General features: G+C 72.1%; 12 protein-coding genes and 1 pseudogene. 7 read left to right on the top strand and 6 right to left on the bottom strand.

Annotated features, from left to right (window positions below):
- Positions 1-8: 8 nt before the first annotated feature.
- From ACSU53_RS14360 to ACSU53_RS14345, 4 genes are all read left to right on the top strand, one after another.
- Positions 9-1,343: a sensor histidine kinase gene (locus tag ACSU53_RS14360; protein ID WP_437027855.1), complete on the top strand. Its 1,335-nt coding sequence runs from the start codon at positions 9-11 to the stop codon at positions 1,341-1,343.
- Entirely contained in the window at positions 1,340-2,002 is a 663-nt protein-coding gene (locus ACSU53_RS14355) for a response regulator (protein WP_437027853.1), read from the top strand. The genes ACSU53_RS14360 and ACSU53_RS14355 overlap by 4 nt, the downstream gene beginning before the upstream one ends.
- Before the next feature lie 165 nt (positions 2,003-2,167).
- Positions 2,168-3,544: a sensor histidine kinase gene (locus ACSU53_RS14350; protein ID WP_437027851.1), complete on the top strand. Its 1,377-nt coding sequence runs from the start codon at positions 2,168-2,170 to the stop codon at positions 3,542-3,544.
- The gene (locus ACSU53_RS14345; RefSeq protein WP_437027850.1) at positions 3,541-4,206 is read left to right on the top strand and encodes a response regulator; all 666 of its coding nucleotides are present in this window, start codon (positions 3,541-3,543) and stop codon (positions 4,204-4,206) included. Before ACSU53_RS14350 ends, ACSU53_RS14345 begins: the two co-directional genes overlap by 4 nt.
- Here ACSU53_RS14345 and ACSU53_RS14340 read toward each other — a convergent pair.
- From ACSU53_RS14340 to ACSU53_RS14330, 3 genes and pseudogenes are all read right to left on the bottom strand, one after another.
- Positions 4,176-4,441: pseudogene (locus ACSU53_RS14340) on the bottom strand (ATP-binding protein); the annotation flags it as partial. The gene ACSU53_RS14345 and the pseudogene ACSU53_RS14340 overlap by 31 nt on opposite strands.
- A 294-nt stretch (positions 4,442-4,735) precedes the next feature.
- Positions 4,736-5,317, bottom strand: a complete 582-nt coding sequence (locus tag ACSU53_RS14335) for a DUF4276 family protein (RefSeq protein WP_437027848.1) — start codon at positions 5,315-5,317, stop codon at positions 4,736-4,738.
- 14 nt (positions 5,318-5,331) lie between these two features.
- Positions 5,332-6,537: an AAA family ATPase gene (locus ACSU53_RS14330; protein ID WP_437027847.1), complete on the bottom strand. Its 1,206-nt coding sequence runs from the start codon at positions 6,535-6,537 to the stop codon at positions 5,332-5,334.
- Between the two features lie 92 nt (positions 6,538-6,629).
- On the opposite strand from ACSU53_RS14330, the gene ACSU53_RS14325 reads away from it, so the two are divergent.
- Entirely contained in the window at positions 6,630-7,850 is a 1,221-nt protein-coding gene (locus ACSU53_RS14325; protein WP_437027845.1) for a cytochrome P450, read from the top strand.
- 202 nt (positions 7,851-8,052) lie between these two features.
- Here the strand turns inward: ACSU53_RS14325 and ACSU53_RS14320 are convergent, their stop codons facing one another.
- Positions 8,053-9,711 (bottom strand): ABC transporter permease, encoded by a 1,659-nt coding sequence (locus ACSU53_RS14320; RefSeq protein WP_437027843.1) that lies wholly within the window; start codon positions 9,709-9,711, stop codon positions 8,053-8,055.
- Positions 9,708-10,676 carry an ABC transporter ATP-binding protein gene (locus tag ACSU53_RS14315; protein WP_437027841.1) on the bottom strand — a complete coding sequence of 323 codons (969 nt, stop codon included), beginning with the start codon at positions 10,674-10,676 and terminating at the stop codon, positions 9,708-9,710. The genes ACSU53_RS14320 and ACSU53_RS14315 overlap by 4 nt, the downstream gene beginning before the upstream one ends.
- A gap of 104 nt (positions 10,677-10,780) precedes the next feature.
- Here ACSU53_RS14315 and ACSU53_RS14310 point away from each other — a divergent pair, with 104 nt between their 5' ends.
- Positions 10,781-11,278, top strand: a complete 498-nt coding sequence (locus tag ACSU53_RS14310) for a GbsR/MarR family transcriptional regulator (protein WP_437027839.1) — start codon at positions 10,781-10,783, stop codon at positions 11,276-11,278.
- Between the two features lie 30 nt (positions 11,279-11,308).
- Here the strand turns inward: ACSU53_RS14310 and ACSU53_RS14305 are convergent, their stop codons facing one another.
- The gene (locus ACSU53_RS14305) at positions 11,309-12,187 is read right to left on the bottom strand and encodes a diacylglycerol kinase (RefSeq protein WP_437027837.1); all 879 of its coding nucleotides are present in this window, start codon (positions 12,185-12,187) and stop codon (positions 11,309-11,311) included.
- Between the two features lie 186 nt (positions 12,188-12,373).
- Here ACSU53_RS14305 and ACSU53_RS14300 point away from each other — a divergent pair, with 186 nt between their 5' ends.
- Positions 12,374-13,657: an adenylosuccinate synthase gene (locus ACSU53_RS14300; protein WP_164350017.1), complete on the top strand. Its 1,284-nt coding sequence runs from the start codon at positions 12,374-12,376 to the stop codon at positions 13,655-13,657.
- The last annotated feature ends 273 nt before the right edge of the window (positions 13,658-13,930 follow it).

Below are 13,930 nucleotides of genomic sequence, written 5' to 3'. Positions count from 1 at the left end.
AGTACGCCATGTCTAGGCTGAAGCACGTGACGGACACGGGGGGACGACGCGGACTGCGGTTGCTGCTGATGCTGCGGCACGACCTGCTGACGCTGCGGGCCGACCCGATGCCCCCGTCGGTGTGGCTGCGCTGGGTGCCGCACGGACTGGTGTGCCTGGCGGCGGTCGCCCTCCTCGTCGGCGACGCCGACCAGCTCCAGGGGCAGGGAAAGCTGGGCATGGGCACTTCCCTGCTGATCGCGGCCGGACAGTGCGGGGCGGTCGCCCTCGCGCTGCACCGCCCGGTGCCGGCGCTGTGGCTGTCGCTCGCCGCGACGCTCACCGGAGCCGTCCTGCTGCGCCCCCTGCTGATGGGGTACCAGATCTCCGGCTTCCCCTGGCCCTGGAACCCGTGGGGCATCGCCGCCCACCTGCTCGTGCTGCTGCTGCTCGCCCTGCGGGTGCCCACCCGCGCCTCCGCCGCGGCGCTGGCCCTGACCGCACTGCTCACCTTCGCCCTCCAGGGCGTGTGGGAGGCGTGGTACCACTCGCCCACCGGTGAGGCCGCCGTGCTGCTGTCCGCCGTCGCCGTCGTGCTCGGCATCGCGCTGCGCGGCCGCCGCGAGGCCCGCGCCGAACTCGTGGAACAGACCACGCTCACCGCCGAGGAACGCGCCCGCCGCACCCTCCTGGAGGAGCGCAGCCGCATCGCGCGGGAACTGCACGACGTGGTGGCACACCACATGTCGGTGATCTCCATCCAGGCTCAGGTCGCCCCGCACCTCGTCGAGGACCCGCCCGGCGAGCTGAAGGAGAACCTCGCCGGCATCCGGCAGAACGCGGTCGACGCCCTCACCGAACTGCGCCGCGTCCTCGACGTGCTGCGGTCCGAGCATCCCGTCCCCGACGACGGCCCGGAGACCTCCCGGCACGCCCCGCAGCCCACCCTGGACCGGCTGGAGGCGCTGGTGGAGAACACCCGCGCCGCCGGACTCGCCGTCACCACCGAGGTGAGCGGCGGGCGGCGCCCGCTGCCGCCCGGCGTGGAGCTGTCGGCGTACCGGATCGTGCAGGAGGCGCTGAGCAACGTCCTGCGGCACGCGCCCGGAGCGACCGCACGCGTCGCCCTGGCCTACGACCCGGACGGGCTGCGGGTGGAGGTCGTCAACACCAGCCCGTCCCGGGAGGCGCCGCCCTCGGCCGGGGCCGGGCACGGACTGCTCGGCATGCGGGAGCGGGCCGTCATGCTGGGCGGCGGGCTGACGGCCGGCCCCTGGTCGGGAGGCGGCTACCGGGTCGACGCCTACCTCCCCGCGCCCGCGCCGCACGCCTCGGCCCTCCCTCTCCGGAACGGCACCGCATGATCCGTGTACTCGTCGCCGACGACCAGCAGATGGTCCGGCAGGGCTTCACCGTGCTGCTCAACACGCAGCCCGACATCGAGGTGGTGGGGCAGGCGGTCGACGGGCTGGACGCGGTCCGGCAGACCGCCGGCCTCGCCCCGGACGTCGTCCTCATGGACATCCGCATGCCCGAACTCGGCGGCATCGAGGCGACCGCCCGCATCACCGCAGCCACCCCGCAGATCAGGGTCCTCGTCCTGACCACCTTCGACCTCGACGAGTACGTGTACGAGGCGCTGCGCGCCGGGGCGTCCGGCTTCCTGCTGAAGGACGCCTCCGCCGAGCAGCTCGCCGAGGCGGTCCGGATCGTCGCGGCCGGGGACGCCCTGCTCGCGCCGGGCATCACCCGGCGGCTGATCGCGGAGTTCTCCCGGCTGGCTCCCCGGCCCCGGACCCCGCCCGCACAGCGGGTCGCGGAGCTGACCGACCGGGAGACGGAGGTGCTGGTGCTGATCGCTCAGGGCCTGTCCAACGCGGAGATAGCCGTCCGGCTCCTGGTCGCCGAGCAGACCGTGAAGACGCACGTCGGCCGGATCCTGGTGAAGCTCGGCCTGCGGGACCGCACCCAGGCGGCGGTCTTCGCCTACGAGTCGGGACTGGTCCGCCCCACCGGGTACTGAGCGGTGCCGGGTTCCTGAGCGGTGCCGGGTTCCTGAGCGGTGCCGGGGCCGGCGGGGCGCGGTGCCGACGGCTTCCGTGCCCTGCGGGTAGTACCTGAGACGGATCCCGCGGAACCCGTCTCCACGGGGACGACCGCGCTCACCCGGTCGGCCTACCGTGTGAGCGTGACCGAGACGACCCACACGCAGCCCCCGGGCGGCCCGCGCCGCGCCGGGGACGGGGCGGAATCCCGCAGCCCGGAGTACCGGCTGGCCCAGAACGTCCTCCAGGGCCTGCGCCAGGACCTGTTCCACGACCCCTTCGCCTACCGTCCGCTGCCGCCCCGCCGCACCGACGGCCCGTTCGTGCGCCGGCTGCCCGGGCGGCTGCGGTCGGCCGCGCGGCACCTGCCGCACGCCGTGGTGGGCGGCATCGCGCTGTTCGCCCTCTTCGTCGGGGCGGTGTCGGGCGGCATCCCCGGCGGCGACGCCCTGGCCCTGCTGACCGGCATGCTGTGCGCGCTCCCGGTGCTCGCCACGCTGGTACGGCCGGTGGGCGCGTTCTGGCTGTCGCTGGGCGTGACCCCGGTGGTCGCCGTCCTCAGCGGCAGCGGCGCGGGCGACTGGCCGTGGATGCCGGGCGCCTTCCTCAGCCACCTGGCCGTGCTGGTCGTCGTGGCACTGCGCACCCGGCCGCGGACGGCCGCCTGGATGTGGGCGCTGACCGCCCTGTACGCGCTCCTGTCGGACGTGGTCTTCGGCGGCCCGTACTACTACACGAACAGCGGCCCCATGATGGTGACGTCCGCCTTCGCCCTGCTCGTGGTGTCCCTGTGGCACGTCCGCCACGCGGCGCAGCAGGAGGTGACCGCGCAGCAGACGGTCACCGCGCAGGAGCGGTCCCGGCGCACGCTGCTGGAGGAGCGCACCACCATCGCCCGCGAGCTGCACGACGTGGTCGCCCACCACATGTCGGTGGTCGCCATCCAGGCCGAGGCGGCGCCGTACCGCGTGGAGAACCCGCCGCCGGAGCTGGAGCGCGCCTTCGCCACCATCCGGGAGAACGCGGTGGCCGCCCTCACCGAGCTGCGCCGCGTCCTCGGTGTGGTGCGCGCCGAGGACTACGAGGCCCCGGACGCCCCGCAGCCCACGCTGGCCGACCTGGACGCCCTGCTCGCCAACGTCCGCGACACCGGCCTGGACGTGGAGAAGGTCGTGACCGGCGCGGTGCGGGAGCTGCCGCAGGGCGTGGAGCTGTCGGCGTACCGGATCGTGCAGGAGGCGCTGAGCAACAGCCTGCGGCACGCGCCCGGCGCGAGCGCCCGCGTGGAGATCGGCTACGTCCTCGGCGGGCTCGGCGTCCGCGTGGTCAACGGCCCCGCGCCCTCCCCCCACCTGGTCAAGCCCTCGCCCGGCGCCGGACACGGCATCACCGGCATGCGCGAACGGGTCACCATGCTGAACGGTGAGATGACGGCCGGGCCGACCGATGACGGCGGCTACGAGGTGGCGGTGTTCCTGCCGGTCACCGCGGTCCACGAGACGAGCGAGGAAACGGCATGACGATCCGCGTGCTGATCGCGGACGACCAGATGATGGTGCGCGAGGGCTTCTCGGTCCTGCTGAACGCGATGCCGGACATCGAGGTCGTCGGCGAGGCCGTCAACGGGCGGCAGGCGGTGGAGCGGGTGCGGGAGCTGCGTCCCGACGTCGTCCTGATGGACATCCGCATGCCGGAACTCAACGGCATCGAGGCGACCCGGGAGATCGTCGCTGCCGACGGCACCGCGAAGGTGCTGGTGCTCACCACCTTCGACCTGGACGAGTACGTCTACCAGGCCCTGCGGGCGGGAGCCTCGGGCTTCCTCCTGAAGGACGCCTCGGCCCGCCAGCTCGCCGACGGGGTGCGGGTGGTCGCGGCCGGCGAGGCCCTGCTCGCCCCGACGGTCACCCGGCGGCTGATCACCGAGTTCTCCAAGCTGTCCGAGACCCCCCGGCTGATGCCCGCCGCGCACGCGGCGTACGGGGACCTCACCGACCGGGAGACGGAGGTGCTGGTGCTGATCGCGCAGGGCCTGTCCAACGCGGAGATCGCCGGGCGGCTGGTGGTGGCCGAGTCGACGATCAAGACCCACGTCAGCCGCATCCTGGTGAAGCTGGGTCTCAGGGACCGCACCCAGGCGGCCGTCTTCGCCTACGAGGCCCGGCTGGTGACTCCGGGCTGACCGGAGAGCTCGCACCAGTGCCCCGGTTGCGAACCGCGACAGCGGATGCCGGCCCCACAGGTGGGAGCAGGCCCTGACCAGGGCGAGCCCCCGGCCGTCCTCGCAGGTCAGGCTGCCGTCCGGCGCGGCGGGCGGCAGCGGCGGTTCGGGGTCCGCGTCCCACGCGCCGATCCGCAGCACGCCGGCCCGTCCACCGCACCCGCAGCGCGGCGGGCCCTCCGGCGTGCCGCGTCGCGCGCCTGGAGCGCCGGATGCACCGACGCGTGATCCTCAAACAACCCCGACGCCCTATGAAACGGTCATCCATGAATGCACCCTGCGCTCCACGTGGCCGACCGGCAGCGTCACGGACTCAACTCGGCCTCATCCTGGACGGGTTCGAGAAGCGGCATGTCACGGTGCGGATCAACCCCGTCGAAGCCGGGGGCTTCGGAGGTCTCGCGTCCCAGCGTGAGCACTTCGACCCTTGCGGTCCCTCCGGTGCTCTCGTCCGGCCCGGTCGCACGACATCCTCGTCTGTGACGATGCGTCACTCGGTGGCGGGGCTCAGGAGACTCTCGACGGCGTGGATCATTCTGCGGAAGGACCTGCTTCCCTCCTTGGCTGTGTTCAAGTCGATCAACGCGGAGAACTTCGCCTGGTGGAGCGTCTCCTTGTAGGACTCGCACATCATGGATTCCAGTCGGCTCTTGGCCCCCCGCATCGCTTCCGGGTCCGGGGGCGCGCAGGCGTCGTCGCGGACCGCCGGGTGACTGCGTAGCGATTCGGCCGACGCGAGGAACCATGCCTCGTACTCATGGCGGGCGATCACCACCTCGACGGGGACCGGCACCAGGTGGGGTGTCGGGGCCAGCTGACGAGCCAGCTCGACCGGGCACTGGATGTCGTCGTCATCGCCGTCCCGGAGCACGAGGACGCCACCGGCCCCTGTGACGCGTGCTGCCTGGATGCGGACGGCCTTGGCCAGTTCATCGGGCTTGCGCATTCTGCCCGCGTCGAGGCGAAACGGTGGTGCGACCTCGGTCCACAGGCCGCAGAACTCCGCGGCGATGCGGGTGATGAGTTCACGTACCGCTCGGATCTCGCCATGCCCTTCGACGATCGGGGCCACGACAGGAGCGGAGTTCAACGGCGTACTCCCGACGGTGAGTCCTCGGTGACAGCGGGGAGGAGCTGGTCGTTGCGCAGGAGCTCGCCGGGGGTGTAGAGCTGCTCTCGGAGGGCGAGAACGCCTGCTTCGTCCAGTTGACCGATCTTGGTCTCGCCGCCGATGGAGCGCACGGCGCGCAACTCCGAGAGGTCGAAGTCATGACGGTCGAGAAGGTCAGGACTATGACTGGTGACGACGACCTGACGGCGTTCACTGGCATCGCGCAAGGCGTCGAGCAGAACGCCTGCCGCCGCCGGGTGCAGGGCGCTCTCCGGTTCCTCGATGCCGACGGTGCTGAGCGTGCTGCCCGTACCGGCGAAGAGCGCCACGAGCACGCCGAGTGCACGCAGCGTGCCGTCGGAGACGGACTGTGCCTGGAAACGCCAAGGTCTCCTGGCCCCGGGCACATCCTGGGTGAACTCCAGAGTCTCCCAGTTCCCCAGGTCGGAGCGGGCCACCCCGTGCATGCCGGGGACGATCAGTTGCAGATAGCTCTCGATGCGGTCCTTGACCTCCCGGCCGCGGTCGCCGCGCTGAAGACGATGCAGGACGCTGGCGATGTTGGCGCCGTCACGGTGCAGGAACTCCCCCGAATCGGGTGTTTGAGGCTGCCGGATCACGTCCGGGTTGAGACTGAAGACGCTGATGCCGGCGAGACCGTCGTAGACGGGCCGGAACGCGTCGAGGCCCGCGGCGGCCACCAGGTAGAGGCGCTGCTCGCTCACCGGAGGCATCACCGGTTCGGTCGTGGCCGTCAGCTCACCGTTGTCGATGCGGAACTCGGCGTCGCCGGGCTGGGAGCCCCCGTCCTGCCGTCCCTGGTAACGGACGGTGCAGTGCTCACGGGAGATCCGGAAGCCGCCGTCCTTCACCGCCGCGACCTCGAAGCCGTACTCTCCCTGATACTGCGGCCCCCGGAACTCCAGGGCGATGGAGAAGTGGGTCGGATGGCCGGTGGACCGCCGGCGCACCTCGGCCACGCCTCCACGACTTCTCAGAGCCTGGTCGAGAGAGGTCTGCAGCGACTCGGAGAGCAACCGCAGAGCGTCGAGGAAGTTGCTCTTCCCGGACCCGTTGGGCCCGACGAGCAGCAGCAGTCTGCCCAACTCGACGTCGGCTGCGGCGATGCTCCGATAGTGCTTCAGCCGGACCCGGGTGAGCGAGAAGTAGTTGTCCTGCATGCGCTCAGTGTGGCAGCACCACAGCCGGAAACCCGACGCTCGCGGTCGGCCGGGCACTGGCACACGGCAGAGGGGCGTTCTATGGTCCCGGCATGATGGCTCAGCCCGACCTCGCGTTCGACCCGTGGGACCCGGCCTTCGTCGCCGACCCGTACCCCGCCTACGCCGAGCTGCGGGAACGGGGCCGGGTGCACTGGTTCGAGCCGACGAACCAGTGGCTCGTCCCGCATCACGCGGACGTGTCGGCGCTGCTGCGCGACCGCCGCCTGGGCCGGACGTACCTGCACCGCTTCAGCCACGAGGAGTTCGGGCGGACCCCGCCCCCGCCCGAGCACGAGCCGTTCCACACGCTCAACGACCACGGCATGCTCGACCTGGAGCCGCCGGACCACACCCGCATCCGGCGGCTGGTGTCGAAGGCGTTCACCCCGCGCACGGTGGAGCGGCTGAAGCCGTACGTGGAGGGGCTCGCCGCCGACCTGGTGACCGCACTCGTCGACGCGGGCGGCGGGGACCTGCTGCGGGACGTGGCCGAGCCGCTGCCGGTCGCGGTGATCGCCGAGATGCTGGGCATCCCCGAGGCCGACCGGGCGCCGCTGCGTCCCTGGTCGGCGGACATCTGCGGGATGTACGAGCTGAATCCGTCGGAGGAGGCGGCTCAGAAGGCCGTGCGGGCGTCGCTGGAGTTCTCGGACTACCTGCGGGAGCTGATCGCGGAGCGCCGCAAGAACCCCGGTGAGGACCTGATCTCGGGGCTGATCGCGGCCCACGACGAGGACGACCGCCTCACCGAGCAGGAGATGATCTCCACCTGCGTCCTGCTGCTGAACGCGGGCCACGAGGCCACCGTGAACTCCACGGTCAACGGCTGGTGGGCGCTGTTCCGCAACCCCGGCCAGCTCGCCGCCCTGCGCGCGGACCACTCCCTGGTGCCGAGGGCCGTCGAGGAGCTGATGCGCTACGACACCCCGCTTCAGCTGTTCGAACGCTGGGTGCTGGACGAGATCGAGATCGACGGGCAGGTCATCCCCCGGGGCGCCGAGATCGCCATGCTGTTCGGCTCCGCCAACCACGACCCGGCCGTCTTCACCGACCCGGACCGCCTGGACCTGACCCGCGCCGACAACCCCCACATCTCCTTCAGCGCCGGCATCCACTACTGCATCGGTGCCCCGCTGGCCCGCATCGAGCTGGCCGCGTCGATGACGGCCCTGCTGGAGAAGGCCCCCGGTCTCCGCCTCGCGGCGGAGCCGCTGCGGAAGCCGAACTTCGTGATCAGGGGGCTGGAGGGGCTGGTCGTGGAGGTGGGGTGATCACCCGTCCGAGGGTCACCGGCGGCTGATCGACCGTGACCGTCGCTCGGTCCTCGTCCACAGTGACCCGGACCCCGTCGTGGGCTACCGGAACGTCCAGAAGTGCCGGGTGGGCCAGAGGGTGGCGCTTCCCGAGCCCGTCGGCATCGAGTTCGACACCGAGGAGCTCAAGCCGTACATGGACTGACGGCCCTCTCGTGACCTACTTGGTCTCCAGGTCCCGGCGTCGGAAGCCCGCCAGTCCCAGCCACATCAGGCCGGCGGCGACGAGGGTCAGCAGGACCAGCGGGGTCCAGTGCAGGTCGGCCGCGGGGAGCCGGGGGACGTGGCCGAACGGGGACAGGTTGTTCATCCAGCCCGGGAACCGGAGGATCTGGCCGAGGTAGCCGACCACGAAGGCGTACACCGGCACGATCCAGGCGGCCTGCCCGGCCCGGGGGAACCAGCCGAAGAGGACCACGGCCACGCCGGCCGTGACCCACAGGGCGGGTGCGTACACCAGGGCCGCGCCCACCAGGTCGGGCACCAGTCCCGCGTCACCGGTGGAGGCCGCGCCGGCGATGCCGAAGCCCAGCCCGGCCAGCAGCAGGACGGCCGTACCGCCGCCCACGGCCACGGTCAGGTGGCCGCCGGCCCAGCGGGTGCGGGAGAGCCCGGTGGCGAGGAGGGGTTCCGCACGGCCCGCGGTCTCCTCGGACCGGGGCCGCAGCGCCGCCATCACGACGTACACCGCCGCCACGACCGTCAGGACGACCATGACCATCGAGGCGAAGGACTCGGCGACGCTTGCCCCGCCGAGGCGCTCCAGGGCCTCCTCGATCTCGTCGATGCCCGCCAGCATGTCCTCGGCGTCCCCGAGGATCGCCCCGTACACGGCACCCATCAGGAACAGCCCGGCGCCGAAGCCGGTCAGCATGCCGCGGTGCAGCCGCAGGGCGAGGCCGACGGGGGTGGCGAGCGCGGCCGAGCCCGTGGGGCTGCCCAGCTTCTCGGGACGCAGGCCCGCCCCCACGTCCCGCCGGGTGGAGAGCACGAAGCCCGCCGTCGCGCACGCCGCGGCGAGCGCCAGGCAGAGCAGCAGCGGCCACCAGCGGTTGTCGACGTAGGGGTAGCTGCGCTGCACCCAGCCGATCGGGGACAGCCAGGACAGGGTGTCGTTCTCGGCGCTGTCCCCGGCGGCGCGGAGCACGTAGGCCACCCCGATGGCGGCCAGGGCCGTGCCGGAGGCCGCGCGCGCGTGCGCGGTGAACTGGGCGGTGACCGCGGCGACGCCGGCGAAGACGAGGCCGGCGGCGGCGTGGGCGGAGCCGTAGACCAGGGAGTCCGTGGCGTCGACGCCGTCCATGCCGAGGCCGGTCAGGCCGAGGGCCAGCAGCAGGGCGAGGACGACGTTGGCCAGCAGGGCGACGGAGAGGGCGGCGGCGAGCTGGGCGTGGCGGCCGACGACGCCCGAGCGCACCAGCTCGGCGCGGCCGGTCTCCTCCTCCGCGCGGGTGTGCCGGGTGACGACCAGCACGCTCATGAGGCCGACGAGGACGGCGGTGAAGCCCAGCATCTGGTGGCTGAGGATGGAGCCGAAGCCGTCGTCGACGAGGTAGTGGCGGGGGCCGGACATGGCCAGGCCGGCCGGGGTGTCGACGCTCTCGACGGCGTTCGCCCGGTCCTGCGGGTCGCGGTACAACGTCCGGAAGCTGTCGGCCGTCGCGAGGGTGGACAGGAGGAGGGCCAGGATCCATACCGGGAGCCGGACGCGGTCCCGGCGCAGGGCGAACCGGATCAGCGTCCCGGTGCCGGTCAGCGTGGTGCCGCGCGCGGCCGGCCCGGCGGGCGCCGGTGCCCCGGTGGCGGTCGCGGTGGTCATCGCGGCTCTCCGTCCGTGGCGTGCCCCGCCGACGGGGCCTCGGAGTGTGCGTCGCCGTGGCCGTCGGCGGCGAGTTCGTCGCCGTAGTGGCGGAGCATCAGCTCCTCCAGGGTCGGCGGGTGGCTGACGAGGACGCGGATGCCGGACTCGGTGAGCTCGCGGATCGCGGTGCCGATGTGGCCGCCGTCCACGGTGAAGCGGATCCGCCCCGTCGCCTCGTCGAGGGTGCGCAGGTCGTGCACACCGGGCAGGCCGTCCAGGCCGGTGGCCGGCCGTTCGGTCTCCGCCTCGACGGTGGTGCGGGTCAGGTGGCGCAGCTCGTCCAGGCTGCCGGACTGCACGGTGCGGCCGAGCCGGATGATGCTCACCCGGTCGGCGAGCTTCTCCACCTGGGCCAGGATGTGGCTGGAGAGCAGGACGGTGCGGCCGGCCGCCTTGGCCTCGCCGATGACGTCCTGGAAGACGACCTCCATGAGCGGGTCCAGTCCCGCGGTCGGTTCGTCCAGGAGCAGCAGTTCGGCGTCGGAGGCGAGCGCGGCGACGATGGCGACCTTCTGCCGGTTGCCCTTGGAGTAGGCGCGGCCCTTCTTGGTGGGGTCCAGGTCGAAGCGTTCGAGGAGCTCGGCGCGCCGCTTCCCGTTCAGGCCGCCGCGCAGCCGCGCCAGCAGGTCGATGGCCTCGCCGCCGGTGAGGTTCGGCCAGAGTTCCACGTCGCCGGGGACGTAGGCGAGGCGCCGGTGGAGTTCCACGGAGTCCGTCCACGGATCGCGGCCGAGAAGCCGGGCGGTTCCGGAGTCGGCGCGCAGCAGGCCGAGCAGAACGCGGATCGTGGTCGACTTGCCGGAGCCGTTGGGCCCGAGGAAGCCGTGGACCTCGCCGGTCGCGACCTCCAGGTCGAGACCGTCCAGTGCGCGGGTGCGGCCGAACGACTTGCGCAGTCCGGACACGCTGATGGCCTTCGTCATGCTTCGGAACGTACGCGAGATTCAGAAATTTGTGAAGTTAAGGAAACGTATGAATCGTTGACTAGACTGACCCCCGGTGTCTGAGCAGGGGAGATGGTCGGGTCATGGCGGAACCGAACGGACCGGCCCGGGACCCGGAAGCGGTCTCGCGGTTCGTGGAGCACTTCGCGGCGCAACTCGTGGAAGCAGGCCTGCCGCGGATGCCTGCCCGTGTCTTCGCGGCCCTGCTCGCGTCCGACACCGGGGTGCTGACCTCCGCCGAGCTGGGGGAGCTGCTCAGGATCTCCCCGGCCGCGGTGTCCGGTGCGGTGCGCTACCTGGCGCAGCAGCACATGGTCTCCCGCGAGCGGGCTCCGGGCTCCCGCCGGGAGCGGTACCGGGTCCACGGCGACCAGTGGTACGAGGCCCTGACCAACCGTGAGGCGGTCATCAGGCGCTGGGAGGACGCCCTCCGGGAGGGCGTCACCAGCCTCGGCGCCGACACCCCGGCGGGCCGTCGGCTGGCGGAGACCCTCGCCTTCCTCGAGTTCGTCGAAAAGGAGGTCGAGGCGATGATGGAGCGCTGGCGGGTGCAGCGGGAGAAGCGGTTCGGGCGGGCGTGAGCGGCCCGGTTCCGGTGACCCACGACGGGATCAAGGTCCCCTGAAGGGACCCGTCCCCTGCGCCGTCGGCACCGTCAGCCCCCACGCCCCCTCCCGCACCTCCCACGTCCGGGTCCGTACCGGGCCCGAGACGACCGTGTCCGCGCGGTAGCGGAAGTGGGCGCCCGACACGGTGACCGTGCGGCCCTCCGCGAGCAGGGGGGACGCCTCCGCGCCCACCGACAGGGGCCGCACCTCCACGCGGGCCGTGCCCGAGGCCGAGGGGGCGACCCACACGGCCTCCACCGGCTGGCGCAGGTCCACCAGGGTCACCCCGTCCACCTCCACCCGCAGCCGCGCGTGCCGAGCCTCCGGGGCCGGGGCGGCGCGCGTCGGCAGGGCGGGGACGAGGGTCCGCACCAGGGAGTGGCAGGTCCGCAGCCAGGGGTGACCGGCGTCGGCCGCCTCCCGCGCCGACGCTCCGGCCGGCGGGATGCACAGGCTGCCGAGGACCACGCCGTCGCTGTCGTCGACCAGCAGGTCCCGGCGCCGTTCGGCCCCGTCCAGGACGGCCCGCGCCGCGCCCACCGCCCCCGTCGGCACGCCCAGCGACCGGGCGAGGGACAGCGTGCCGCCCACCGGCACCAGGGACAGCACGCATCCGGCCAGTTCCCGGCGGCGGTGCAGCACGCTCACCGCCCGTATCAGGGCCCGGTCGTCGCCGATCACCACCGGCCGCCGGGAGCCGCGCCGGGCCAGGGCCCGGGCGAATTCCTCCGGGCCGTCCGGCAGGCACACCTTCGTGCTCGCCGCACCGCCGCTGAGCACGTCTTTCGCGATCCGGACGGATTCGCCGTCCGTTCGCCGCGCGACCGGATCGATGACCACCAGGAGCTGATCGGACGTCGCGGAAGTCGCCACCTCGGCCATGCCTCGCTTCCTCGGGTAGCATCTTTGTGCAAGAGCCCCTTTGCGCTATTGCGCCAGGGGCTTCGTCTATTCCGGGGCACCCGGTCCGACGGTTGGCGGCCAACGATGGTCGCGGTGCACGCGGCGGAGATCCTCCGCGTACGCCCCTGACCCTGGACATGCCCCGCCCGGAAGGGGTGTACGCGCGTGCCCGCACTTGTGCTGCTCGGTGCTCAGTGGGGTGACGAAGGCAAGGGGAAGGCGACGGACCTGCTCGGTGGCTCCGTCGACTACGTGGTCCGCTACCAGGGCGGCAACAACGCCGGCCACACGGTGGTGGTGGGCGATCAGAAGTACGCCCTGCACCTCCTGCCGTCCGGAATCCTCTCCCCCGGCTGCACGCCGGTGATCGGCAACGGTGTCGTCGTCGACCCCTCGGTCCTGCTCTCCGAGCTGAGCGGGCTGAACGACCGCGGCGTCGACACGTCGAAGCTGCTGATCAGCGGCAACGCCCACATCATCACGCCGTACAACGTGACGGTCGACAAGGTCACCGAGCGCTTCCTCGGCAAGCGCAAGATCGGGACCACCGGCCGCGGCATCGGCCCCACCTACGCCGACAAGATCAACCGGGTCGGCATCCGCGTCCAGGACCTCTACGACGAGTCGATCCTGACGCAGAAGGTCGAGGCGGCCCTCGACGTCAAGAACCAGATGCTCACCAAGCTCTACAACCGGCGCGCGATCGCCGTCGGACAGGTGGTCGAGGAGCTGCTGGGCTACGCGGACAAGCTGGCGCCGTACGTCGCCGACACGGTCCTGGTGCTCAACGAGGCGCTGGAGCAGGACAAGGTGGTCCTCTTCGAGGGCGGCCAGGGCACCCTGCTCGACATCGACCACGGCACGTACCCCTTCGTCACCTCCTCCAACCCGACCGCGGGCGGCGCCTGCACCGGCGCGGGCGTGGGACCGACGAAGATCAGCCGGGTCATCGGCATCCTCAAGGCGTACACCACCCGGGTCGGCGCCGGACCGTTCCCGACGGAGCTGTTCGACGAGGACGGCGAGGCCCTGCGCCGCATCGGCGGCGAGCGCGGTGTCACCACCGGCCGGGACCGCCGCTGCGGCTGGTTCGACGCGGTGATCGCCCGCTACGCCACCCGCGTCAACGGCCTCACCGACTTCTTCCTGACCAAGCTGGACGTCCTCACCGGCTGGGAGCAGATCCCGGTGTGCGTGGCGTACGAGATCGACGGCCGGCGCGTCGAGGAACTGCCGTACTCGCAGACCGACTTCCACCACGCGAAGCCCGTCTACGAGATGCTGCCGGGCTGGTCCGAGGACATCACCGGCGCGAAGTCCTTCTCCGACCTGCCGAAGAACGCGCAGGGCTACGTGAAGGCCCTGGAGGAGATGTCCGGCGCCCCGATCTCCGCGATCGGCGTGGGACCGGGCCGCGACGAGACGATCCAGATCAACTCCTTCCTCTGAGCCGCCGCGCCCCGCGGGCCGGGGCACACGACGGGACGGCCGGTGCGAGCACCTCGCACCGGCCGTCCCGTCGTGCGTCGGTCGGGCCACCGGGGCGGACCGCACACCTTGCGTTCCACGACGTTCATTGCGATCAACGGCATCCCTTGCGATCAACGGCGTTCATTGCGTTCAACGGCATGTAGTGCGTTCACGGGAGGGGGTTCGGTGTGATTACCTGCCCGGGTTCGGTGTTCGACACCGAAGCGCCACCCGGGCGGCAACCGCCCGTCG

Origin of the sequence: Streptomyces sp. enrichment culture, from assembly GCF_964273255.1 — a bacterium.
Taxonomy (GTDB): Bacteria; Actinomycetota; Actinomycetes; order Streptomycetales; family Streptomycetaceae; genus Streptomyces.
Note: the sequence above shows the minus strand (reverse complement) of the source record. Positions and strands in the feature narration are given on the sequence as shown.